Raw genomic sequence first — 25,830 nt, 5'->3', positions numbered from 1 at the left:
GAAAAGATGTCAAAGAAGTGGATCTCATTTATTATCACGGGGTTCTTGTGTTGTGGTGTCATCGGCTTTGCGGTCGCAAAGCAGAACCCGAAACACAATATCACCTCGCGTGATCGCGCGAAACTCGAATTGCGGACTCTCGAACGGAGCATGCACAGATCAGGCGAAACTCCCGATCTTCTTGCTCGCAAAGCCGAACTGCAAAACCAGCTTAACGGCGCTCTGAAAAACCGGCCAAACACCAATGCCCCCGCGAACCAGATTTCAACTTCCGCAAAAGCTACGGCACTGCAGGCCGCTTCTTCTTCTGAAGTTGACAATATTCGCGCCGCAAAGGCTGCTCAAGAACGCATTATGAACGGTGAAATGCGTCCCGGCGACAAAGCCTTGGTCGAGGCTTATTTGCCTGTTGAGCAGGGCGGACGTCAATCTGAGCGCTCTCTTGACGACAACGGCGGTGACTATTTTAGCTGGGCGGGTTCGCTTGCTATCCCGGATGGAGCTTGCCCCTCACGTGTAACCAGCGTGATTTCAGTTGCCGGTGCTTATGGTCCGATTCAGGACGTCGAAGTCATTATCGACAACATAACCCATACGTGGGACTCCGACCTTCAAATTTATCTGATTGGCCCCAACTCAGTGGAAATCGAACTTTCCACAAACAATGGCAGCTCGGGCGACAACTACGTAGGAACGGTATTCGACGACGAAGCCGCTACCTCGATCACCGCGGGCGCGGCTCCGTTTACAGGCTCTTTCCAGCCCGAAGGCTTGCTCAGCACCTTTGACGGCATCAGCCCAGTTGGCGATTGGACGCTGTCCATTTGTGATGCCGTTGGCTCGGACCTTGGAACCTTGACCGGCTGGCAAATTCAGATTCTGGCCCCTGTGCTTACCGGTCCGGAACTTACGGTGACAGACCTTTATCCTTGCGGTGACAACGAGCCGAACCCCTTTCAGCTCATATCCCTCCGTGTGAATAATCTGGGCTCCGTTGCTTCGGATCCGACGACTGCGCACTTTGACTATGACGGCGGCACCACGACGGGTAGCCTTGCCGTTCCGGCTATCGCACCGGGCGGCTTCTTTGATGTGAACTTCATTGCGATCATCGACCTGACTGCCGGTCCCCACACGTTGGTCGGTTCCGTCGATCCAGTTGCTGGTGAAGCGAATACCGCCAACAACACGGAGACCTGTGTCCCCGTTGGTTTCCAATGCTACGATCAAGTCGTCGTGGCTCCCGGCAGCTGGACCGAAGAAACAATCGGTGATGAATGCACCCTCCGATCTGGCGCCGACTACGTATTTGAAGTTGTGATTCCGTACGATGCATCATGGAGTTTCTCCTTGTGCAATGGCGGTTCAACCTGGGATACCTATCTCTATCTCAGCAGCTCGTGCTGTGGCACAATTCTTAACTCAAACGACGACTACTGCGGACTCGTCTCGCAGCTTAGTTGCATTCAGTTGACCACAGGTGTCTATTTTGTCGATGTTGAGCCGTTTTCCTCGGGCGGCCTCGGCGGCACGTTCACTTTGGATATCTTCGAGTGTATTCCCGGCGCGTGCTGTTACGGCGCTGGACAGTGTACAGAAATTCCCGAAGAAGATTGTATCGCTTTGGGCGGCACTTTCCAAGGCGACGGCACTCTCTGCAGCGCTGTCGAATGTCCCAACCCGTGTATTTTTGAGTGCGACGTGAATGCCGCTGCCGAAGGCGACGACTTCACCAACTACTGTGAAACTGACGGCGCATCTGACTTCAACGGCGGTTGCAATTTGGATCCGCCCGCCTACACCGAAATTCAGTGCGGTGATATTGTTTGCGGAAACGCCTTCACCTGCGATGCCACTCAAGTCCGTGATACGGACTGGTATCGATTCACGACCACCGGTTGGAATGACGTGACCGTAACCGCGCAGGCCGCCTTCAACAACTTCGTTTACGGTATTGTCGACATATCGGACTGTGGAGTTCCCTTCTTCATTTCTGTCGGTACGATTACGGACTGCTCGCTTGGCCCACAGTCAGTGACTGCACTTACGCTGCCCCCTGGAACCTATGCCGTGCTTGGTTTGTACGGCGACTTCACTGGACTCCCGGTCCCCTCGCAGTATCAGTTGACACTGGGCTGCACGCCCGTCGCTGCTCCCACTGGACGTTGCTGCTACTTCGACGGAGTCAGTGCACTGTGCGCAACCAACACCCTCGAAGAATGCGACCTCCTCGGCGGTCTCTGGGTTAGCGGTATCGATTGTGATACTCCGTGCGAAATTGGCCGCTGCTGCTACAATGCCGGCGCATCCTGCGGTGACGTCACTCAAGCTGAGTGCGATTTCCTCGCCGGAACTTGGGATGAATTCCTGACCTGCACATCCGATCCTTGCCCGGTTCCGGTGGACAATGACGACTGCGAAACCGCCGAAGAAATGGTTGTGGTGCCGGGTGGCTCCGTGACCGTTCTGAGCGGCGCTGCGGGAGCGACCTACACTTGCACGGACGTCTGTACGGATGACTGCGGCACGTGGACGTCGTCTTCACCTGATCAGTTCTATTTCTTCACCCTGACCGAATGCCGCAAAATCGCTATCGTCACCGACTTGAACGCCGTCCATGACTCGCATATCTCTGTTTACAATGACGGCGAATGCTGCGGAACGCCGGTCTTGTGCAACGATGATTGGGGCTGCAACTTTTCGCTTGATACCTATGATTGGCTGCCGCCGACGTTGCGTCCGCTGGATGACTACGGTTCAGAAGTGGCCGGACTGCTCGAAGCCGGTACCTACTACATCCGTGCCGGACATTATAGTAGCGGCAATTGGGGCGAATACGAACTGTCGATCTACGACTTCGGTCCGTGCGTAAATGCGCCGTGTGACCCGATCAACGACCTGACAGCCTATCCGATACCGACTGGCGATTTGGCCGATCATATTCAATTGATGTGGACGGCCCCGCAGGACGAAGACTACACGGTTTGGTCCACCACCAACCCGAACAACGACGGCAATCCGGACAATGGCGCCGATGCCGACTGGGTTCTCGAAGCAACCTTGCTCGGCCTCACTGCCGGTCCGCAAACGTGGGATGGTCCCGCCACCTTCGGCACCTTGAAGTTCTACGTGGTTACCGCCGCCTGTGAACCCTTCACTGAACCTGTCGGCCGTTGCTGTTACGATGGCGTGTGCGCGGATTTGACTCATGCCGCATGCAATGACCTTGGCGGAGTGTGGACTCTGGGTCTTACCTGTGTAAGTGATCCTTGCCCGGTGGTGCCCGACAATGACGATTGCATCGGTGCGATTGAAGTTCTGAACGGAACTCCCGTCTCCGGCTCGACCGCTCTTGCTGTCGTCGGTACCGACATTACGTCTTGTACCTTCAATGACATCTATGACGTCTGGTACTACTACGTCGCCACTACGACCGACCCGATTTGGGTTACGTTGTGCGATGCCGGTACCACCTTCGATACCGGTCTGGCTGTCTTCGATGCCTGCGGCGGTACCGAGGTCGCTTGCAACGATGACGATTTCATCACGTTGCCCAATTTACAATGTGACGTCAATGGATTTGCATCGACCCTTGAATTCACTCCGGCGGCCGTGGGTATATTCTATATTCGTGTTTCCGGCTACGACGGCGACACCGGTGACTTCGTTCTGAATGTCACTCAATAGTCCCCAATCTTGGTAGTCGGATCTTCGACTGCCGCGACTTATCAAGCGGCCCGCACTTTGTGCGGGCCGCTTCTTTTCGTTCTGAACATCTCGTCAGAAGCTGGCTTTACTGTGTAATGCTGTACGAATTATCACCTGAAGTCAAAGAATGATTTTACTTAACTGACTGACGAGAATTAAAGATGTTATCAATAAGAGGAATCATATTCCCTCTTTGAGTTTGCACTCGACTCGAAAAAAACTAAACTCAGTTCAGTATCACAATTAGTCTGTTTTTCTTCTCATCTTGGGTGGCGGAACTATTTTTGTTATTATCGTGTTGACCCCGTTTGCCGCTTTACTTCACTTCGCCCGTAACATATATTAAGTCCTTCAAAATCTCTTGTCTTCGCTCCGCAATTTCGCCCTACTTTCTGCAGACAAGATGAAATATTTCCAACTCGGAGCAACTTAAACATTGAGGGACAAAATGAACAAGTGGTTATCGCTGATTGTGATGACGACTCTCCTGTTCGGAGCGGCCTACCTGGCCGTCGCTACTGAATCAGGACGATCCGTGCTGAACAGCACGGCGGCGACGCGCGAAATGCTCCAGCAAGTCGACGCGCTGTTGGCCAAAAATGCCGGCAATCCTGAATTGCTGCAAAAACGGGCGGAACTCGCAACTAAACTGGCCGATGCAGGCGAAACCGTCGCCGAGCAGCCGCAGACTGCCGCCGAGGTGAAGGATGTGGAATACCTTCTCTCGGAAGGAGCGCTGGACAACGCGGCCGCGCTCGAACAAGAACAAGCCGAGGCTCGCGCAGCCTACTACATGGCGCTGCGAGATCGCGCCGAAAACGGTGACTTCCTGTCCCCGTCGGAAAAAGAAGAACTCTATGCAAGCGGTATCCTTGACGGTCAAGGTCAAAGTGATGATAGTCGGGATCATCTCGACAATACCGGCGGCCCCGACGGCTTTGGTTACCGCTGGATGGACAACCTGGGTGGTGACACGGCCACCTACGCTTGGGAAGATATTGTCGGCGCTCCCGGCGCTTCGCTGCTGACCATTTCCTCCGGTACGCAGGACGACGGTACTGGCACGGTTAACCTGAGCTTCAATTTCCCGTTCTACGGCGTCAATCGCACCGCGATTTATCCCAGCACGAACGGCGCGATCGGTATGACCAGTGTCACGTCCTACTCCAATACCTGTACCTTGCCGTCGACCTTGTTCCCCTCCGGCGGTATCTGGCCGCTTTGGGATGACCAACATCTCGATCGCGGCGGCACGGGCGTTTCCGGTACGGTGTCCGACTCCGGCAGCATCTGGGTCAAAGACGAAGGAAACCGTGTTATCGTGCAGTGGGACTCGGTTGGCCGTTTTTCCCCGTCCTATCAACACACGTACAGCTATCAGGCTATTCTCTATTCGAGCGGCAAGATCAAGCTCCAGTACAAAGCTCTGGACAGATACACACCCTCGACGACTTTTCCTTCCGCGACCATCGGAATTCAGCAGGGAAGTACTGCTCCGGCGAACAACTACCTGACCTATGCTTGCAACACGGTGGCTGACGCAAGTCAAGACACGATTCGCAATCGTGCCGTTTGGTTCTACCAGTTGTTCCTCAACAATGACTTTTCGTGCAGTGCCGTCGTTTCGCCGAGCCCCTTGCGTGTTTCCCCGGGCACGGTCATGAATATCGTCGGTAGATTCCGCAACTCCGGCAGCGTCACTCAATCTTCGCCCATTGGCTATCGCTTCAATGGCGGTGCCAATCACATTGAAGCCACTGCGGTTCTTGCCACAAATGCTACGGAAGATCACGATTTCGCCGGAACGGAGACTGCGCCAATGACTGTTGGCGACTACGAACTCCTGCTTTGGTCCGGCCTCACGACGGATCAGGATCACACAAATGACACCTGCCGAGTGACCGTTCAGGTTCGCGAGTGCTACGACGAAACTCAAACGGACGCCTTCACCGACGCCGGAACAACTTGCGGTGCGGTCAACGACTGGTCCAACACCTGTCTGGGAATTTACGACGGCAACGAAGACTACATCTACCAGTGGACCACTACGACCGGTGGTTCTTGGAAAATTCAGCTCATTTCTGCGACGACCTACTATTGGGGTGTTGCCGTTACGTCTTCCTGTCCGCCCGATAGCTTCAACTGTTTGGCAACCGTCACGGCTTATCAAGATACCGTGAGTATCAATTGCCTCGCGCTCGAACCGGGTACTCACTACATCGTTGTGGATCAGTACCTGTCCTGCGGAGCATACACTCTGAGTGTCACGCCCTGCACGGATCAAGGCCGCTGTTGTTACAACGGCGGCGCGAACTGCACGGACAACGGTCCGTATGACTGCTTGCAGCTTGGCGGCGAATGGAGCGCGGGGTATACCTGTGCTGCCAATCCTTGCCCGGTACAATTGCAAGGTACCGACGACTGCCCCGGCCCGCTGCTTAGTGTCCCCATGACCGTTTCCGGTACCACGGCGGGCGCGTCCGCTGAAACCGGTATTCCCACGTGCGGAACGGGTTACAGCACAACGGCTCTCGGTGTTTGGTACACCGTGGTCGGAACCGGTAATACCATGACCGTGGGTCTGTGTGACCCCGTAACTACATGGGACACCGAAATGTTCGTCTTCTGCGGCGGCTGTGACAACCTGATTTGTATTGACGGTGACGACGACGGTTGTGTAACCCCCGGTCTTGCATCTACAATTACGTGGTGTTCGGCCCCCGGTACGACCTATCACATTCTCGTGACGGCCTTTGGTTCCGGCTTCGGTGACTATGTCTTGGCCGTTACGGACGACGGCGTGCCGTGTACTGGAGCAATCGATTGCGCTCCTGAAGGCCGTTGCTGCTACCTCGCTGCCGGAATCCCGATGTGTGTCGACAATCTCGAAGCCGAGTGTACCATTCTCGGTGGTCAGTGGGATGATCTGTCAAGCTGTGCGCTGAATCCCTGCCCCGTCGGACGTTGCTGTTACAACAACGGTGCGTCTTGCACGGACAACACCGATCTTGAATGTCAGACGTTGGGCGGAATCTGGACGTCGACCACGACCTGTGCCGAAACCGGTTGTCCGACCATTCTGCAAGGCAGCGACGATTGTCTTGATGCTGTGCTCGTTCCCGCGATGAACCAGCAGTATGTCGGTACCATCGTCGGCTACACAGGCGAATTCTCGCTCCCGACTTGCGCGTCGTGGTACGGCGTCAGCAACAACCCCGCGGGTGTTTGGTACAAGTTCTTGGGTACCGGAAACACGATGACCGTGTCTCTGTGTGATCCGCTGTCCGACTACGACTCCGAAATCGGCGTCTTCTGCGGTGAAACGTGCGATGCGCTCGAATGTGTCGGCAGCAACGATGACTATTGCGGTTCTTACGGCGCGTCGGAAGTTTCTTTCTGCAGCGTGTCCGGTGCCGAGTACAAGTTGTTGGTCACGGCGTTCAGCGAAACCTCCACTCCCGGAAACTTCGCTCTGACTATTACCGATGACGGGACTTTCTGTACTCCCACTGTGGTGTGCCCGATCCTCCAGCTTCCGTGTGATCCGGTCATTGACTTGACGGCATATGTCGTGACGTCGGGGCAGTCTGGTGACCACCTACGTCTCGAGTTCGATGCGCCTCAAGACGCTCTGTACAAAATCTGGTACTCCAACGTTCCCAATAACGATGGTAACCCGGATGACGGTGCTGACGCGAATTTCATCTTGGTCACTTCTCTTAACTTCGGGGCTGGTGTTCATACCTACGACTTCCCGGCCGGCTTCGATACCTACCGGTACATTGTCGTAACCGCGGACTGCACTCCTGCAAGATAAGTAACCCTCTCTGCCAAAATGGCACGGCGGCGGCCCTCGGGTCGCCGCCGTTTCTTTGTTCCTCTGTTTCTGTAACAATCTTGCAGTAAAGCCCCTCTGCGCTAATATTTTTTCACCCAATTGTTGAACTATTATCGAACAAATGTTTTCTTAACAAACACTTATCTACATGCATTCACGAATGTTTCCAATCCTCATCGTCCTCAACCGAAGTTTTCTGAACTCCTTTCATGACTTTACATCCCTTGCCTGATTGTCTATATTGTTATCCTAACTGTATTTTCTTGCTGCATGCTCGTATTGTGTCTGTGTGTTCCTGTTGCAAGAACCAAATTCCAACCCCCGGGGCCATCAAAACTCAGAGGTAGAAAATGAAGAAGTGGTTATCCCTGATTGTGATGTCATGTATCCTGTTCGGCGCGGCTTATGTCGCTGTCGCGACCGAACAAGGACGAAAAGTAATGAAAAAGTCCGAGACTGCGGCGGCTCTCCTTGCGGAGATCGATGCCCTCTTAGCCTCGGACAACCAAAATCCTGAACTGCTCAATAAGCGAGCGATGGTTGTGCAAGACCTTGAAAATCAAGGTATTGCCGTCCCCGCAAGCGAAGAGCCTGTGGTCAAGGATGCCGAATATCTGCGCTCCATCGGTATGGACGAAGCGCAGATTGACGAATACCTTGGAAAGACTCCTAAGTCTGCCGCTACGGAAACTGCCAAAGTTCAGGAAGCCGTTCAAGTTAAGGACGATAACTACTATCGCTCCAACGGCATGCTTGCCGAACTCGATCGTATCGAGCGCGAAAAAGCTGAAGCTCGTGATCTCTACCTCCTCCAATTGAGCGAGCGTCGCGACGAAGGTATCCAATTGAGCCCGGCCGAGAAACTGGAACTCGAAGCCAGCAACATGTTTGATGGTGGCCGTGACGAAAATGACAACCTTGATGATATTGGCGGCCCCAGCGCCATAGGCTATCGCTGGGTGGACAACCTGAATGGTGATACTGCGACCTATTCGTGGGAAGAACCAACCGCTCCTGTTGAATTGACCAACATTTCGTCCTCTGACGACGGTGCCCAAAACTTCTCTTGGGGTTTTAACTTCCCGTTCTTTGGTGTCAACTATACCGCTGGTTCCCCGGGTACCAATGGTTACATTGATATGACCGGCACTACGTCCGACTTCAGCAACGAATGCTGGCCCTCGACGAGCACCCCGACCGGTCCCGCCGTTATGCCCTTTTGGGATGACGGACATGCGGTCAACGGTGGAAGCACCGATGGCGGTCGTGTTGTCTATCAAGTTTATGCCGACCACGTGACGATCACCTGGGACTCCTTGGGCGTGTTCCTTGGCACCGGTGACATTCTGGACTACCAGTGCCAGCTTTGGAATGATGGTAAGATCAAGTTCCAATACCGTCAAATCTTCAACACTCCAAGCACGGGCACCGCTGGCAAGTCGCCGACGATCGGTATTCAGCAGTCCAACGGTACCGGCGGTCTTGACCACCTGACCTACCACTGCAGCACAGTTATGGATTCGGCCTACACAAATGCTCTGGACGGCCGCGCCATTTGGTTCTACCAACTCTTCCTCGATAACGATTTCTCGTGTGACGCTGTTGTCGAGCCTTCCCCGTTGCGTCTGTCGCCCGGTGAAGTCTTTGAAGTCATCGGTACTTTCCGCAACGCGGGTAACATCACCCAGTCTGCTCCGGTTAGCTATCAGTTCAACGGCGGTACCGTCGTGACGGAAGCCACTGCGGTCCTGGCTAACAACCAGTCTGAAAACCACGACTTCGCCGGCACCGAAACGGCTCCGGTGGCGGTTGGTGATTACGAACTGCTTCTTTGGACCGGTTTGGTTGGCGATGAAGACACCGCCAATGACACCTGCCGTGTGACCGTTCAGGTTCGCGAGTGCTATGACGAAGCTCAGACCGATGGTTTCACCGTTAACGGCACCACGTGCGGCGCCCTTAATGACTGGCAGAATACCTGCTTGGGCAGCTATGACGCTAGCGAAGACTACATCTATCAGTGGACCACCACCACCGGTGGCGCTTGGAATATCATGTTGACGGCCACCACGTCGCAATCCCGTGGTCTCGTGATTTCCTCCTCTTGCCCGCCCGATAGCTTCAACTGTATTGCCTATCAAGCCACCTTCCAAGACACCATGCTCTTGAGCTGCGTGCCGCTCGATGCAGGTACATACTACATCATGGTTGACAGAATTTCGAGCTGTGATGCCTACACGCTGACCACCTCGCCGTGCACCGAAGTTGGCCGCTGTTGCTACAATGGCGGCGCGAGCTGTACGGACAACGGTCCCTACGACTGTTTGCAGCTTGCTGGCGAATGGACCGCTGGTTACACCTGTACAGCTAATCCTTGCCCCGTTCAATTGCAGGGTGACGATCTTTGCCCGGGTCCTGTCCTGGCCACCGTCCCGATGACCGTTTCCGGAACGACCGTTGGCGCGACGCCTGAAACTGGAATCCCGTCGTGCGGTTCGATTTACAATACGTCCGCTCCCGGCGTTTGGTACAACGTCGTCGGAACAGGCAACACGATGACCGCAAGCCTGTGTGATCCGGCTACCAGCTTCGACACCGAGCTGTTCGTCTTCTGCCGCACTTGCGAAGACCTCGTGTGCGTCGGCGGTGACGATGACGGCTGTGTGACTCCGGGTGCTGCGTCCACGTTCACGTGGTGCTCCGCTGCCGGCAATACCTACTACATCTTGGTGACTGCATTTAGCACCTCTACCGGTTCCTATGTGCTTTCGGTGACCGATGACGGCGTTGCATGTACTGGCGCGATTGATTGCAGCCCCCTCGGTCGTTGCTGCTACCTCGATGCAGGAACCCCGATGTGCGTCGACAACCTCGAAGGTGAATGTACGACTCTCGGTGGTCAGTGGGATGACTTCTCCAACTGTACCGACAACCCCTGCCCGGTTGGCCGTTGCTGCTACGACGGTGGCGCAAGCTGTGCCGACAACACCGAGCTCGAGTGCATCGCGTTGGCTGGTTCGTGGAATTCTACCTTGACCTGTACGGCCAATCCGTGCCCCGTCGTTCTGCAAGGTTCTGACGAATGTGTGGACGCTCCTGTTCTGGGTGTTGGTGCTACCGTTGAAGGTACCACCGTGGGCTACACGATTGACAACGTCGCCTTGTGTGGTACGTCGCTGAACACATCTCCGGGCGTTTGGTACAAGGTCACCGGCAACGGCGACAGCCTTGAAGCCACGACCTGTAATGCGTTCACGACCTTTGATACCAAGATCGGTATCTTCTGCGGTGCCTGTGACTACCTGATCTGTGTGGGCGGCAACGATGACAATTGCTCAGGATTCAGCCTCCGTTCCACCATCAGATGGGCCTCTGAATTAGGCCGTGACTACTATGTCCTCGTGACCGGTTTCTCGACGAACACGGGTGATTTCGAAATCTCGATCAATGACCTTGGTGCCTACTTCGGTACCCCGGTCAACTGCTCGCTCGAAGGCCGTTGCTGCTACCTCGATGCAGGCGCTCCGATGTGTGCTGACCTGCTGTTCGCAGACTGCGATCTGCTGGGTGGCCAATTCGACATCAACCTGACGTGTGCAACAACCCCGTGCGAAACGGGCCGTTGCTGCTACCTCGACAACGGTATTGCTTCCTGTGAAGATGACACCGAACTCGAGTGTATCGCTCTGAACGGTATTTGGGACGTCGGTCTGTCCTGCACCACCGATCCCTGCCCGTCGGGCCGTTGCTGCTACCTCGACGGTGGCGCTGCTGCCTGCCTTGACAACACCGAGCTCGAGTGCCTCGCTCTGAATGGTGTCTGGGATGAAGGCCTGTCTTGCACGACCACGCCTTGCGAAGTGGGTCGCTGCTGCTACGACGACAACGGTACCACCATGTGTGCCGACAATACCGAACTCGAATGCGGCGCCCTCGCCGGTGTTTGGGATGTTACGTTGACCTGCGCCACCCCGTGCCCGCTCATCCTGCAAGGTTCGGATGATTGTATCGACGCGACGGCTGCTGGTTTCAACCAGACCTACTTCGGTACCTGCGACGGTTACAATCCTGAAACTAACCTGCCGGCTTGCCAAATCTGGTATAGCACCAGCCTCCCGCCGGCGGTTTGGTACAAGTTCATAGGTACGGGCAACACCGTGACGATTTCGCTGTGTGATGCTCTGACGACCTACGACTCCGAAATCGGCGTATTCTGCGGCGAAACCTGCGAAACCCTCGAATGCGTCGCCAACAATGACGACTTCTGCGGTCTCCAGTCAGAACTCAGCTTCTGCTCCGTGCTTGGCGCCGAGTACAAGCTGTTGATCACGGCCTTTAGTGCCTTCTCGACCCCGCCGTTCAACTTCGCCTTCATCATCACCGACGACGGCACGCCTTGCACCCCGAGCGTCGTGTGTCCGGTGACCGCGACCTGTGATCCGGTGATTGACCTCACGGCCTATGCGATCCCGACCGTGGATCAAGCTGATCATCTCCAGCTTCGCTTCACGGCTCCGCAAGACGCCGACTACAAGGTCTGGTACTCAATCAACCCGAACAACGACGGCAACCCGGATGACGGCGCCGACGCTGACTTCGTCCTCGAAACCACCCTCACCGGTGTGCTTCAAAATGACGTCGTCGTCTTCGACAGCACCGATCCGTGGACGACCTTCAGGTACTACGTGATTACGGCCGATTGCGGCGGTGTCCCGATCCTGAACCGCTAAGTTCGTATAACGAACCCGACGAAAAAGCGGCGGCCCCTGATGGGGGCCGCCGCTTTCATTTGCAAACTAAATGCGGAATCCGGCTGTGCGATGTTCTAAGGTTGTTCCCGGTGCCGGATTACTTCGCCTTCAACAAGATAGATCACATCTTCGGCAATATTCGTTGCCAAGTCGCCGATCCGTTCAAAATAGCGAATCGTCGAAAACACCTGCAGCCATTGCGCCGTGTCTTCCGGTTTGGCCATGATCTCGTTCTTCACGATATCATGCAGCTTGCGCTGAAGGTCGTCCACTTCGTCGTCCGCCGCGCACACCCCGCGCGCTGCCAGTGCGTCGTGTTCCACCAAACAGTCCAGCGTCGATTTTACCATCAGCATCGACTTGTCGGCAATCGTGATGATCTCCCGCGGGAGGATGATTCGCGGCTGGTCGGCCAATCGACGGGCACGCTTGGCAACGTTCACCGAAAAATCCGCGATCCGCTCCAGATCGCTGTTGATTTTCAATACCGTCACGACATATCTCAAGTCCACCGCGACCGGCTGATGCAGCGCGAGTATCTTCAAACAGGAATCTTCTATTTCGACTTCTTCCTGATTGATCGCGTCGTCGCTGTCGATCACGCGCTGAGCCGCCTTCTTGTCAAAGTCGCGCAGTGCTTTGGTCGCCATACGGGCGTTTTCCTCCACCGCCGCACCGAAAGACAAAATCCTTCGCTTCAAGCGGTCAAGGTCCCTTCTTAAGTGTACTGCCATGAATGGCTCCTTTCCGTCGAGAGAGAGAGGGCGCAACGCGCGCCCTATGCTAACAATCTGCAAATATTTTGCCAATCAATCAAGCCCGATCCAATAACACCTTGAACCGGACCTGGTCCAAAGCCTACCCGAATCGGCCCGTAATGTAATCTTCCGTTTGCTTCTCGTTCGGATTCGTGAAAATCTGTTTCGTTTGACCAACTTCGATGAGTTTGCCCTCATAGAAGAACGCCGTTTCATCCGACACGCGGGCCGCTTGCTGCATGTTGTGTGTCACAATCACAATTGTATACTCGCCCCGCAACTCCCCGATCAAGTCCTCGATTCTCGCCGTCGATCGTGGATCCAATGCCGAGGCCGGTTCGTCCATCAACAACACTTCCGGATTCACCGCCAAGGCGCGGGCTATACACAACCTCTGCTGTTGACCACCGGAAAGACCCATGGCATTGTGTTCAAGACGGTCTTTGACTTCTTCCCAAAGTCCGCTCCGTACCAAACTGTGTTCCACGATCTCCGACAGCTTGCGTTTGTTCTTCTCGCCGTGAATCCTCGGACCGTACGCGATATTCTCGAATATCGACTTCGGAAACGGATTCGACTTCTGGAACACCATCCCGACTTTGCGGCGCAAGTCCATGACATTGTGCACGCCGTCATAAATGTTGTCGCCGTCCACCAGAACCTTGCCTTCAAGCCGGGTTCCGTCGATGATGTCGTTCATCCGGTTGATTGTGCGCAGAAATGTTGACTTTCCGCAGCCCGAAGGACCGATAAACGCAGTCACCCTATTGCGCCGTAAACCGATCGACACGTCAAACAGAGCCTGTGTCTCTCCGTAAAAGAAGTTGAGATTCGCCGCCTCTATATGAATTTCTGCTGAGGACATGTTACCAACGGTATTTGCGTCTAAAATGAGATCTAAGAACTATTGCGATCAAGTTGAAACCCAACACAACTGCGATCAGCACCAGGGCCGTGCCATACTGCATCGGCCGTGCTTTCTCGACGTCAGGAAGTTGTGTGGCCAAAATATACAAGTGATAGGGAAGGGCCATGCACTGATCGTAAATCGACTTCGGCAGGGAAGGGAGGAAGAAGGCTGCCACAGTCAAAAGAATCGGCGCCGTTTCTCCCGCTGCCCGGCCAATTCCCAAAATCGATCCCGTCAGCATTCCTGGAGTCGCGTAAGGAAGCACGTTGCGGCGAATCGTTTCCCACTTCGTTGCTCCCAGCGCCAGACTTCCTTCGCGGAAAGACTGCGGAATCGAGCGCAGCGATTCTTCACTCGCCACGATTATCGTCGGCAAGATCATGCACGCCAGTGTCAAACTGCCCGCCAAGATCGATGCACCGAATCCCAAGAAAATTACAAACAACCCCAGTCCGAACAACCCAAGCACAACCGAAGGTATTCCCGCCAGCGTCACAATTGCCAGCCGGATCATCTGCGTCAGCTTGCCTTGTTTGGCGTATTCACTTAAGTAAATCGCTCCCGACATCCCCAACGGCAAAGCAAAAATGATTGTGCCGAAGACCAAATAAAACGTGCCCACGATCACGGGCCAAATACCGCCTTCTTCGCCGCTCTTGCGCGGAGCTTCAGTCAAAAATTCCCACGAGATCGTCCCGATTCCCCCGACCACAACATCGGCGATAATGTACACGACCACCAACAAGATCGCATACGTCACCGCCAGCATACCGTAGTACACCAACCGTTCGGACGTGTTGCGCGGCTTCATACTCATAGCGACGCTCCATTCCCACCCGGTCTTCCAGAGGGGCAAGCGGGAGTCAATCGGAATTCTCCATTCCCCCTCGCTTTAGCGGGGGTGTAAGGGGGGGTGAGTCGAATCAACGGGTACATCTTTACCCGATCCTGTATTTTTTGAGCACCCACTGAGCAACCATGTTCAAGGAAAAAGTCATGATAAGCAATACGACTCCGACCACGAACAATGCGTAATAATGATCGCTGCCAACCGGAACCTCACCCATCTCCGCGGCAATCGTCGCCGTCATCGTGCGCACCGGCTGAGTCGGTGAAAACGTAATAATTGCCGCATTGCCGGTCACCATCATCACGGCCATCGTCTCTCCCACGACTCGGCCCAATCCCAGCATCACCGCCGCCACGATTCCCGACAAAGCCGCCGGAACGGTTACTTTCCATATCGTTTGCAGCTTCGATGCCCCCACAGCATACGATGCTTCTTTGTAGGACTTCGGCACGTTCCGTATCGCGTCTTCAGAAATTGTAATAATCGTCGGGATCGCCATCAAAGCCAACAACAGCGAGCCGGTCAGCGCGTTCAGTCCTGAATCAAGATGCAGCCATTCTTTGACCAAGGGTGCGACGACCACCAAACCGAAGAAACCCAATACCACGGACGGAATACCGGCCAGCATTTCGATAACCGGTTTCCAAACTTCACGCTCGAACGGAGAAGCCATTTCCGCGATGTAAATCGCACTCACCACGCCAAAAGGCACCGCGAAGATCGTCGCCAATAAGGTCACAAGAACGGACCCCGTGATCAGCGGCAGCATCCCGAACTGCTCATCCTCAAATGAAACCGGCTGCCACAAGGTCCCTACCAAATCACTCAGTCCATACTTGGCTATGAACGGCACACTCTCTTTGCCCAGAAACAAAAAGACGAGCACGACGATGATGATTGACATCGCCGCGCACGTCATGAAAAAGTATCGAATGGCCCGGGCCGTCCAGTAGTTTCTGTTCAGTGCCAAAGTAAGAAAGTGTTGTGGGCAGGATTGGCTTTTGCCAACCCTGCCCAAACTCAAGAAATGGCTATCCCTTCATGGCCACGTAACCGACTTCGCGTACGATCGCTTGACCCTGGGGTGAATTGCAGTAAGTTATAAAATCGCCGATAAATCCGCTCGGCGTGCCGTTCGTATACAAATAAAGAGGGCGAGCGATCGGGTATGAGCCGTTGCGCACGGTTTCATCCGTGGGATACACCGCCGGTGTTTCCGCGTTCTTCTTCACGTGCAGCATCTTGACTTTGCCGTCCTTGCCGTAGGCTTCGCCGCCGTAGCCAATCGCATTCGTATTCGAGGAGATTTCCTGCGTCAAAGCCGCGGTCGAGGTCATCAAGCGCGCCGTCGGAGTGTAGTCACCCTTCTCCAGCACGTGTTCCTTGAAGTAAACATATGTGCCGCTGTTGTTCTCGCGGGAAAGCACCACGATGTTCCCCGGCGTGCCGCCCACGTCTTTCCAGTCCGTCACCGTCGCTTGGAAAATCTCCTTGAGCTGCGGAAGCGTCAGGCTGTCCACAGTATTGGCAGGATTTACGAAAACTGCAAGTCCGTCCATGCCAATTACCGTTTCCGTCGGATGAATATTTTTCGACGTCGCCAGATCGATTTCCTTCTGCTGCATCGACCGCGAAGCCGCGCAAATGTCCGTCGTGCCGTTCAAAAGCGCCGCGATGCCCGTGCCGCTGCCGCCACCCGTGACCGCAATCTGCTTGTCCGGATGAGCTTTCATGTAGGCCTCCGCCAGTGCTGACATCAGGTTCACCATCGTGTCCGAACCCTTGATATCTATAGAGGTCTTCTCTTTGGGCGACTCTGCCTTCTTGCCGCAGCCCCATCCAAGGGCTAACAAACCGATTGCCAACGCAACCATTGCAAAACGTGTAATCGAACGCATCTTATCTCCTTGAAACAACTTGGAATTTGTGAGAGTAAACAATATTTGTGAGGAAACTGTGAGAGAACGCTAACTGCCCCCGCTTCGCCGAGCAAAGCCCTTCTACTACTTCCCTGCCTCCGGCAGGGGCATCTCGCGAGAATCAAAAATCACCCCGCCAGCGTCAACCAGTCCAGCGGCACGCTGGCGCCGATTAGAACTTCACCACACCGTCAACCATCCACCGCTGGTACCAACGGCCGTCCCCTGATGCCGAAAGTGTATTGAAGTACGCCGATCCGCCCAGCGTGAATCCGTCAATCACTTCCAAATCACCCATGATGCGGTGTCCGCGCTGGTCGGTTCTGCCTCCTGCCGCGTCGCTGTCCGTAAATGCTCCAAAAACCGCGTCCGCCTCGAGGACTCGGTAGTCGTACGACACCGAACTTGCTCGTTTCCAAACCTTGCCCTTGAGCTTCAGCATCGCCATCCAGCCTACATTATCCGTAGAAGTCGCCGTATTCAGAACCGGATTCACGGTCACAATCATTTTCGACTTCGCCACCGGCATCGTCACTTCGGCCACGACATCCAGAATCTCATAGTCTTTGACGAACATGTTGTTCGCAACCGAGTTCCCATAACCGGTAGTTACACCCGCCTGCCGGTTAATTCCACCCAGTGCATAGCTCCACATTCCCGCCGCCGCCTTCCACTTCGTGTCGCCATTTGCTCCAGAGGCCGAAACCTGTCCCGCCCAGATACCGGTACCATGACCCGAAGCATAGGGATCAAGCCAAATCGCCCCACCCGTAAACGTGACTTTTGTCTTTTCGCCCGTTGAGTACTTGGCCACGCCGCCTTCAAAATTCACATCCGTATCCCATTGCAAATCTGTCGAAACAAATGGATTCTCGACTTTGCCACCGGTTACCCACCAGTGCTCACACGGGGTCAGTTCAAAGTACGCTCGATCAAGGTTGATCGGCTTTGCGGACAATCCATCCTCTAATGTTTGGTTCGTACTTCTTGGGTCGCCCGTTCCGCTGGCGAACCGCGCACCAACTTTAACCTTATCATTAACAATCGTTTGAAGGCCGAGGCGATAGCGAATCCGATTCCGGTACGTTGCCGCTGAGTTTTCTTTGTCAATGCCTTCGTGACGGTAACGAAAATCTCCGTTAAACTTTGTGTTTACAAGCCACAAGGGAAGATCATCTGCGGCGCTGGCCAGCAGTGGCAACGAGGCCATCAAAAGGGTGAGAAACTTGAGCATGTGAGGTGGTGAGTTGTGAAAGGTTAGAGGTGCTAATAGATTGTGTTTGCGGAAGATTAGTGGAAGCAGTCGAAAGAAGACCCCGATTCGGGCATAACTTCAGGCTTTCCTAATACCTTATCGATTGCTAACTCATATAATTAGTTAGTAATTTATTAATATCGTGTGAGGATGATTCCAAAATTTCTAAAGAATCTTGTTCCCGATCCTTGACTTACCCCCCTCGAAGAGCGTATCTTTTACATATGCGTACCCAAAAAATGACCACCTGTCTCTGTTGTTGTCAGGCCCGCTCCCAAAGCGAGGGTGGTTTGTGTGCGCATGTCCGTGACTAATTGAAACGGATAAATCACAAAAACGTCGAAGACCCCCTTGCTTGTGCAAGGGGGTCTTTTTTTTACCCGGAAATATTATCCATGTCATTCACCAATTCTACGATGAGCATCCCAATAGCCACCATGGCCTCTCTTCCCCGGGCCGCGAGGACCTCGCATCGCGTGCCGCCGCTCGTGAACATGATCGGGAACACACCCCTGATTGAGCTCACAAGTGTCACTGACGACCTGTCGCCGGATGTCCGCGTGTTTGCCAAGGCCGAATGGAAAAATCCCGGCGGCTCCGTCAAAGACCGCGCCGCTTGGTCTATGCTCTCTGCGGCACTCCGAGAGGGCCTGATCACCGAGAGAACCCGCGTCCTCGAAGCTACCAGCGGCAACACCGGGATTGCCTTAGCCATGCTTGGCGCGGCTTTGGGAATCGGCGTCACGCTGTGCATTCCCGAAAATGCCAGCCGCGAGCGAAAACAAATTCTGCAAGCCTACGGCGCGGAACTGATTTTCACCGATCCGCTGCTGTCCACCGACGGTGCACAGGTTGTCGCCAAACAACTGAAAGAAAAATACCCGGACAACTACTGTTATCTAAATCAATATGCAAACCCCGCCAACGTCCAAGCTCACATCTTTACGACCGGCCCGGAAATTTGGCGGCAAACCGATGGCCGTGTCACTCACTTTGTCAGTGGCTTGGGAACAACCGGAACCTTCACCGGCATCAGCCGTTACCTCAAAGCACGCGCACCCAAAATCACCGTCGCAAGTTTTCAACCCGATTCTCCGTTTCACGGATTGGAAGGACTGAAACACCTGCCGTCTGTGCATGTGCCTGAAATTTTTGACGGCTCACTGTCTGACGTCGAACTCGAAGTCTCCACCGAAGACGCGTACACCATGTGCAAACGGCTCGCAACCGAAGAAGGTTTGCTGGTCGGAACCTCGAGCGGAGCAAGTGCCGCCGCTGCCTTTCAACTTGCCCGCACACTTGATACAGGCGTCGTCGTCACGATTTTCCCCGACGGCGCTGAAAAATATCTGTCCACTCCGGTATGGGAGATAAATTGATGAACACGAAACCCCTAATACATTTGCACCAGCGGCAACTCGATCAAATCCGTGAACACGGCAGGCTGACTTATCCCGAAGAGTGCTGCGGATTTCTCTATGGATACGAGGTCGGCAGTGAACGAACGGTTCACGAAGTTATTGCCATTGACAATAGTCGCGAAGACAACAAAGAACGCCGCTTTCTGATTACTCCCGAAGAGTTCATGAAGGCGGAAACTCGCGCCAAGGATCTCGACCTCGGTCTCATTGGAATCTATCACAGTCATCCCGATCATCCCGCGATTCCTTCCGAATTCGACCGCGAGCACGCACTGCCGTTCTACAGCTACATCATCATTTCCGTCCGCAAGCGCGTGCCTGCCGAAATTCGCAGCTATCAGCTTGCCGATGACCGTAAAAGTTACGTCGAAGAAAAACTAATCATTCACCAGAGAGTCGCCGTCTGATGAGCGTTCAAATCTCCATTCCCACGGTCCTGCGCCGCTTCACCGGCGATCAAACCACCGTCGCACTCGATGCGGCCAACGTCACCGAGGCGTTGAACAGCTTGACAGCCGCTTATCCCGCACTGCAAAAACATCTCTTCGATGAAAACGGCAAGCTGCGCAGTTTCGTAAACATCTATCTCGGCGAACAAGACGTCCGAAATCTTCCCGACAAGCACAACACAAGATTAGAAGACGGCGCACAACTAACCATCGTCCCATCAATAGCGGGAGGCTTGGATATTCCCCACCGGTCTTCCGGTGGGGATAAGGGGGATTCTGATTCCCCCCTGCGATGCGCGGGGGGGCAAGGGGGGGTCTCTTTATGAGCCAACCATTCCTAACCTCCCAAGAGTACCGTCAATACTCAAGGCATTTGTTGTTGCCTGAAGTCGGTGTCGAAGGCCAACTAAAACTAAAAAATTCCTCAGTCTTGGTCGTCGGTGCGGGCGGCTTAGGGTCGCCATTGCTCGCCTATCTCGCTGCAGCAGGCGTCGGCAGAATCGGCATCGTCGATGCTGACGTCGTCGACGAAACCAATCTCCAACGGCAAATCATTCACGGACGCCGCACGGTCGGAGTCTCAAAACTTAAGTCCGCGCGGGATTTTATCAAAAATCTCAATCCGAACGTGCAAGTCGATCTTTTCGAAACCTTCTTCACGTCGGAGAATGCGCTCGATATCGCGAAGGATTTTGATCTCTTGCTGGACGGCACGGACAACTTTCCCACACGTTATCTCGTCAACGACGTAAGCTACTTCCTCGGCAAGCGCAACGTCTATGCGAGCATATATCGTTTCGAAGGACAGGCCTCGGTCTTCTGCGATCCCGATGGACCGTGCTACCGCTGTCTCTATCCCGAACCCCCGCCTCCCGGACTGGTTCCGTCTTGCGCAGAAGGCGGAGTACTCGGAGTTCTCCCCGGGATTGTCGGTTCGATACAAGCAAACGAAGCCCTAAAACTGCTGCTCGGTATCGGCACTCCGTTGGTCGGCACACTCTTGCGTTTCGATGCGCTCGATCTTACGTTCAAGAAGTTTGAATTGAAACGCAATCCGGAGTGCCCGCTGTGCGGAGAACATCCGACGATCACTGAACCCGTCGACTACGTGCAGTTCTGCGGTATCGGCAACGAAGAACAAGCTCTCACCCAGGTCAAAGAAATGACGGTTCACGAACTGCATGCGCGCCGTCTGAACGGCAACGGCAATCGTCCTGTCGTGCTCGATGTTCGCAATTATGAAGAGTTCTCGATTGCGCACCTAAACGAAGACCTGCGAATTCCGCTTGCCGAGTTGGATTTCAGACTCGATGAACTTCTGCCTTACAAAAACCGCGACATCGTCATCTCCTGCCGCAGCGGTGTTCGAAGTGCGCGTGCTTGGCATCAACTCCGAGCAGCAGGCTTCGAAAAAATCTACAATCTCGAAGGCGGAATTCTCGCGTGGTCCGATCACATAGACCCCTCGCAACCGAAATACTAAGTCTACTCTTTTTTCAAAATGAAAGCCCCGATGCACATTACATCGGGGCTTTTTGTTCTGTTTCCCGCCGCGAGCAAAATACCTGTCTATTTTGTGTGCTTCGCGTCAGCACACTTGCCCCAGCGGCACGCTGGCTACGGAGCCGTCGCCGTCACTTCATAGAACACATTGTCGTTCGTATCCAAAATTCCGGCGTCCGTGTAGAATGTATCCGTAGTCTGCGCAATGAAGAAAGCGTCAATTGGTTCAACCGCCGGATTTGCGCTTAGATAAATCCGGTACACTGCGCCGCTCGTCGTTGATGCCGGCCAATACAAATGCACGTCGCTGTTGTCCGGCTGAATCACCAATCCGTCAATAGCTTGCGGCACGATCACTGTATTCGGTGCGGCGTAAACAACTACGTCGTCCACATACCATCCTTCTCGGCTCGTTCCTGCGTCCGTCGAAAACCTAAACAAGAACTGTACTGTTGAATCGGCATACGTCGAAAGATCAAAAGTAGCTTGTGTCCAATCAAACGTGCCCGCGTAACACGGTGCGCCCGGCTGGGCTCCCGTAAACGGACTACCGCCGCCCGCCGTCGTGCGGAAGTGTTTCGAATAGCCGTTCTCAGGCGTGATCATAAAATAGGCTCCGCCGTTCACGGACATCCATACATTGCCGCCGTCATAGGCCGAGTCGGCGAACGTCCCTGAAATCTCGCTGTCCATCGTGTGCCAGAAGCGCAGTTCACTGCCTTCGTACAGCAAAATCTCCGGCGATATCAGCGAAGCATCCTGCGAGTTCGCATAATTCCCCGTGCCCGTGTCGCCGCACTTCCACGACGTCGTCGACAAGTAAGCGTTTTCCGTCGAAAGGTGCCATTGATCCACTGAGCCGGAATACACTTCGTGCGTAAACTCCGATCCCTCTTCGAAATCCTCCGAGTAGAGCGGTACCTTCGGTGAAGCCAGCAGCGTGAAATCCAAATCGCGCGTATATCCGCTGTCCGCGGTCACTGCAAGCGAGAAGTCAATAACGTGATCAAGCGGAGTTTCCGGTGCAATCTCCGCGACGAACATGTTGCCGGAGTTGTCTCCGCTTAGTCCGTTCAAAATTGTTCCGTACGTGCTGAAGTCGTTCGTGATCGTGACATACGGATCAGCAGTCGACAAAGTAGCCGCGACATTCAGAGCGTCTTCGCCGAGATTATTCAACGAAACCAATATCTCGACGCTTTCGCCGCGTTCCCAACTCCCGTTGTCGTTGCCGGTCGTTGCGTCTGTGAAAGACGAAGATTCGACCGTCAAGAACGGCTCGTCCGGTTCTACTCCGACATACTGATTGATCATGTTGCAGGCATTGTAAAGATTCAATCTCCCGCCCGACACCGTGATTCCTTGCAGTGCCGCAATGGGATCGGTTCCGTCCAAAAGCATCTGCTTCAAAACCAGCGCCGCCGAATCCGGGTAAGCCAAGTAGTAATTGTAAAAACCGGGACTCGCGGCCGCGTGCATCAACGCCACGGCACCCGCTACGTGCGGAGTTGCCATCGATGTTCCCGTCAGCGTGCCCGTGCTGTTATCATTCGAACTGGTCGTGCTGAGAATGCTCGTTCCCGGCGCACCCAAATCTATCGTCGTCGCGCCGTACGCCGCGCCCGAGTTCTTCTGGTCCGTGCTGGTCGTATTCGTCACCGAAATGATAAACGGACTCGAACAACTCGTCGGCACGTCGCCCTGAGTATCGATGTTGTAGTTCGCGTTCGCCGTCGCACACGCCGACAATACACCGACTGCGCCCATCGCGTTGTACAAGTCGTTCCAGACCGGATAACTTCCCGTCGTGCAGTTCGCGAGATCGATGCCGAAACTCGAATTCGTGGAGACGACGTTCGCGCCTTCCGTGCCGCCGCTGTTGAGCCAGTCCGTCTTCACGTCAATCACATAGCCATACCCGATCGAAATAATCGACGTCGTACTGCTCGAGGCCGCCACTTCCATGATCTTGACGTTCCAATTGACGCCGGTCACCAAATTCCCGTTGTTGCCGACGGCGCCGACCGTTCCTGACACGTGCGTGCCGTGGTTGTCCGAAGGAATCGTGCCGTCGTTCGAATAAGCGTCCCAGCCGTTCTTGTCGTCAATGTAGCCGTTGCCGTCGTCGTCGACGCCCGTGACGCCGTTGATTTCCGCTTCGTTCTGCCAAATATTGGCCGCCAAATCGCTGTGTGTCATGCGGCAGCCGCCGTCCACGACCGCAACCACAATGTCATTCCCCCCCGCATCCATGCCGCCCGTCGTGATGTCCCAGGCCTCCGGGGCATCCACGTCCGCGTCACTCGCCTGATTCCAGTCCCACTGGCTTCCAAACAGCGGATCATTCGGAGTATTGCGCTGCTCCAAAATATGATCGGCTTGCGCCCACAACAGCTTCGGATTGCCCTTAAGCATCTCCACGGCTGTCTCCACGTCCAGCTTCTCGTCAAACTTCACAAGATAAATATCGAGCTTCCGCACCAACACCTGCTCCACTCGAAACTCGTTTGCATTAAACTCTTTCTGAGCTTGCTCCAAGGTCGTCGGCTCAGCGAAGCGCACCAGAGCCTGCCCCGGCACCACTTCAAGTGCGGCATTCGCAATCGAAATCATCAATAAACTAAGCAGACCCAGTATTAACCGTCGCGACATCTTCGTCTCCAGTTTTGATAGTCAATTCATGTTTCTCGAATCCTACAATGTAATCACGATTTACCGCTCTGGCAATATCTCGCTCGAAAGATTCTGAAGATTACTCCCAGACAAATTTCATCCAACCTCGAGTAAATTGTTGATCCTTATAGCTGTTGGAGCTTGATATATGGTGTCCTATAGCTTCAGGCTCGGGTTAACTTTCGTCAAAAGAATCCCCGAAATTGGGCACAAGATGCGCACGAGATATGTGCAAAATTCAACTCATTTGTGGCAAGAGAATTGCGCCTTGTTGGCTGATGGTTTTTTCCCGGCAATAGACACTTGACCCGACCAGAAACGGAAAACAATTGATGCGATTTGGAATTACAGGCCGGATGCTGCTTTCTGCTGGCATTCCGACTGTCGGACTTATTTTGATTTGTGTACTCGTCCTGACGCTCGGAAAAGGTGTTCGCGAAGTCGCAGACCCCGCTACGACAAGCCAATTCCTGCAAACAGGACACTTGGCCAAAGACATGCAGCTTCATAAAACGGAAGTTCAGCAGTTCCTATCCGATTACGGTGCAACGCGAGGAGAAGACGGACTCGACGACGGTCTGGACGAAGCTCAAGAAAACGCCAAACTCTTTCGCGAAAACGTCAGAGAATTGTCCGCAATTCTCTCGCAGCAGGGTGATCATGCCGGCGTCGAGTTATGCAGAAAAATCAATATCCAGTTCGAAGACTATCTCGACACTGGACTGCAAATGGCTCGGCTGTACGCGAACAAAGGAACTAAGGCCGGAAATGACTTCATGCCGGAGTTTGACAGCCAAGCCGCTGCAATCGGAGAACTTCTCGATCAAGTCAACGAAAAATACTCGGCAAAAGTCGAGCAGAATCTTGATGCGATCTATTCGCGCGTCAACCACATGATGAACCTCATTATCATGCTGTCTTGCATCGCGGGAGCAATCGCGGTCATGCTGTCTCTGGCCACCGTCCGCGCCACGTCCGGCCCGCTGAAAGAAATCGCGGCGAGTTTGAGCTCGGCTGGTCACAATGTTGCGTCCGCCGCAACACAGCTCTCGTCCGGCAACCAGTCCATTGCAGCCGGAGCAGGCGAACTCTCAGCCACGGTTCAGGAGATGCGCTCGACGATCGAAGAAATCGTCGGGATGACCAAAGTCAGCGTCGAAAATTCAAATGCGGCTTCTGACAGAATGGTCTCTACCAAGAACCTCGTGGAGGGAAGTGTCACAACCTCGCTCACTTTGTCCACGGCAATGACCGAACTGTCTACTGCTGCCGAACAAACCTCAAAAATCATTCGCACAATCGACGAAATCGCCTTTCAAACAAACTTGCTTGCTCTAAACGCCGCCGTCGAAGCCGCCCGCGCAGGTGAATCGGGCAAGGGTTTCGCAGTCGTCGCTGAGGAAGTCCGGAATCTTGCCATGCGTTCTGCCGAAGCAGCCAAGTCCACAAGCTCGCTGATTGAAGGCACACTCGAAAAAGTCCAGATCAGCGTCTCCGCGATGTCCGAACTCGACAATGGCCTGAAGGAAGCGCTTGACTCGACGAGCAAAGCCGCCACCTTGGTTTCAGAAATCGCCAACTCCTCGATCGGTCAATCTCAGGGGTTGGATCAAGTGGCTACCTCTGTTTCGCAGGTCGATTCCGTCGGACAGCACAATGCGTCCAATTCCGATCAAGGTGCGCGCACGGCTTCCGAGATGTCGGAGCAAGCGGAAAGATTGCTTGCAATCACCGACAAACTGAATGCCCTGATCACAGGCGAAGAGGATAATTCAAGACTATAAATAAAAGCAAA

15 protein-coding genes are annotated in these 25,830 nt (G+C 54.3%); 8 read left to right on the top strand and 7 right to left on the bottom strand.

Features of this window, described 5'->3' with window-relative positions; translation table 11 throughout:
- Positions 1-6: 6 nt before the first annotated feature.
- The 3 genes from H6507_11195 (at position 7) to H6507_11185 (ending at position 12,276) form a co-directional block, all read left to right on the top strand.
- Positions 7-3,687, top strand: a complete 3,681-nt coding sequence (locus H6507_11195; protein ID MCB9369663.1) for a proprotein convertase P-domain-containing protein — start codon at positions 7-9, stop codon at positions 3,685-3,687.
- 469 nt (positions 3,688-4,156) lie between these two features.
- Positions 4,157-7,525: a hypothetical protein gene (locus H6507_11190; protein MCB9369662.1), complete on the top strand. Its 3,369-nt coding sequence runs from the start codon at positions 4,157-4,159 to the stop codon at positions 7,523-7,525.
- Positions 7,526-7,896: 371 nt separating this feature from the next.
- The gene (locus tag H6507_11185; protein MCB9369661.1) at positions 7,897-12,276 is read left to right on the top strand and encodes a hypothetical protein; all 4,380 of its coding nucleotides are present in this window, start codon (positions 7,897-7,899) and stop codon (positions 12,274-12,276) included.
- Between the two features lie 95 nt (positions 12,277-12,371).
- Here H6507_11185 and phoU read toward each other — a convergent pair whose 3' ends face one another.
- The 6 genes from phoU to H6507_11155 form a co-directional block, all read right to left on the bottom strand.
- Positions 12,372-13,031, bottom strand: a complete 660-nt coding sequence (phoU, locus tag H6507_11180; protein ID MCB9369660.1) for a phosphate signaling complex protein PhoU — start codon at positions 13,029-13,031, stop codon at positions 12,372-12,374.
- Between the two features lie 124 nt (positions 13,032-13,155).
- Positions 13,156-13,920 carry a phosphate ABC transporter ATP-binding protein gene (locus H6507_11175; protein ID MCB9369659.1) on the bottom strand — a complete coding sequence of 255 codons (765 nt, stop codon included), beginning with the start codon at positions 13,918-13,920 and terminating at the stop codon, positions 13,156-13,158.
- Position 13,921: 1 nt separating this feature from the next.
- Positions 13,922-14,776 carry a phosphate ABC transporter permease PstA gene (gene pstA, locus H6507_11170; protein MCB9369658.1) on the bottom strand — a complete coding sequence of 285 codons (855 nt, stop codon included), beginning with the start codon at positions 14,774-14,776 and terminating at the stop codon, positions 13,922-13,924.
- A 127-nt stretch (positions 14,777-14,903) separates the two neighbouring features.
- Entirely contained in the window at positions 14,904-15,734 is an 831-nt protein-coding gene (gene pstC, locus H6507_11165) for a phosphate ABC transporter permease subunit PstC (GenBank protein MCB9369657.1), read from the bottom strand.
- A 112-nt stretch (positions 15,735-15,846) separates the two neighbouring features.
- Positions 15,847-16,713 (bottom strand): phosphate ABC transporter substrate-binding protein, encoded by an 867-nt coding sequence (locus tag H6507_11160; protein ID MCB9369656.1) that lies wholly within the window; start codon positions 16,711-16,713, stop codon positions 15,847-15,849.
- Positions 16,714-16,906: 193 nt separating this feature from the next.
- Positions 16,907-17,968, bottom strand: a complete 1,062-nt coding sequence (locus tag H6507_11155; protein MCB9369655.1) for a putative porin — start codon at positions 17,966-17,968, stop codon at positions 16,907-16,909.
- 458 nt (positions 17,969-18,426) lie between these two features.
- Here H6507_11155 and H6507_11150 point away from each other — a divergent pair, with 458 nt between their 5' ends.
- Genes H6507_11150 through moeB form a run of 4 tightly spaced genes read left to right on the top strand, consistent with a single transcriptional unit; the run spans position 18,427 to position 21,342 of the window.
- Positions 18,427-19,368, top strand: a complete 942-nt coding sequence (locus H6507_11150; GenBank protein MCB9369654.1) for a cysteine synthase family protein — start codon at positions 18,427-18,429, stop codon at positions 19,366-19,368.
- Positions 19,368-19,817: a M67 family metallopeptidase gene (locus H6507_11145; protein ID MCB9369653.1), complete on the top strand. Its 450-nt coding sequence runs from the start codon at positions 19,368-19,370 to the stop codon at positions 19,815-19,817. Before H6507_11150 ends, H6507_11145 begins: the two co-directional genes overlap by 1 nt.
- Complete coding sequence (locus H6507_11140; GenBank protein ID MCB9369652.1) at positions 19,817-20,185, top strand: MoaD/ThiS family protein; 369 nt, start codon at positions 19,817-19,819, stop codon at positions 20,183-20,185. The genes H6507_11145 and H6507_11140 overlap by 1 nt, the downstream gene beginning before the upstream one ends.
- Positions 20,182-21,342, top strand: a complete 1,161-nt coding sequence (gene moeB / locus H6507_11135) for a molybdopterin-synthase adenylyltransferase MoeB (GenBank protein ID MCB9369651.1) — start codon at positions 20,182-20,184, stop codon at positions 21,340-21,342. The genes H6507_11140 and moeB overlap by 4 nt, the downstream gene beginning before the upstream one ends.
- Positions 21,343-21,476: 134 nt before the next feature.
- Here moeB and H6507_11130 read toward each other — a convergent pair whose 3' ends face one another.
- Positions 21,477-24,014 carry a S8 family serine peptidase gene (locus H6507_11130; protein ID MCB9369650.1) on the bottom strand — a complete coding sequence of 846 codons (2,538 nt, stop codon included), beginning with the start codon at positions 24,012-24,014 and terminating at the stop codon, positions 21,477-21,479.
- A gap of 353 nt (positions 24,015-24,367) precedes the next feature.
- On the opposite strand from H6507_11130, the gene H6507_11125 reads away from it, so the two are divergent.
- The gene (locus tag H6507_11125; GenBank protein ID MCB9369649.1) at positions 24,368-25,819 is read left to right on the top strand and encodes a hypothetical protein; all 1,452 of its coding nucleotides are present in this window, start codon (positions 24,368-24,370) and stop codon (positions 25,817-25,819) included.
- Positions 25,820-25,830: the final 11 nt, after the last annotated feature.

This window comes from Calditrichota bacterium (assembly GCA_020637445.1).
Lineage (GTDB): Bacteria > Electryoneota > RPQS01 > RPQS01 > RPQS01 > JABWCQ01.
The sequence above is the reverse complement of the archived record's forward strand: the minus strand, read 5'-3'. Positions and strand labels throughout refer to the sequence as shown.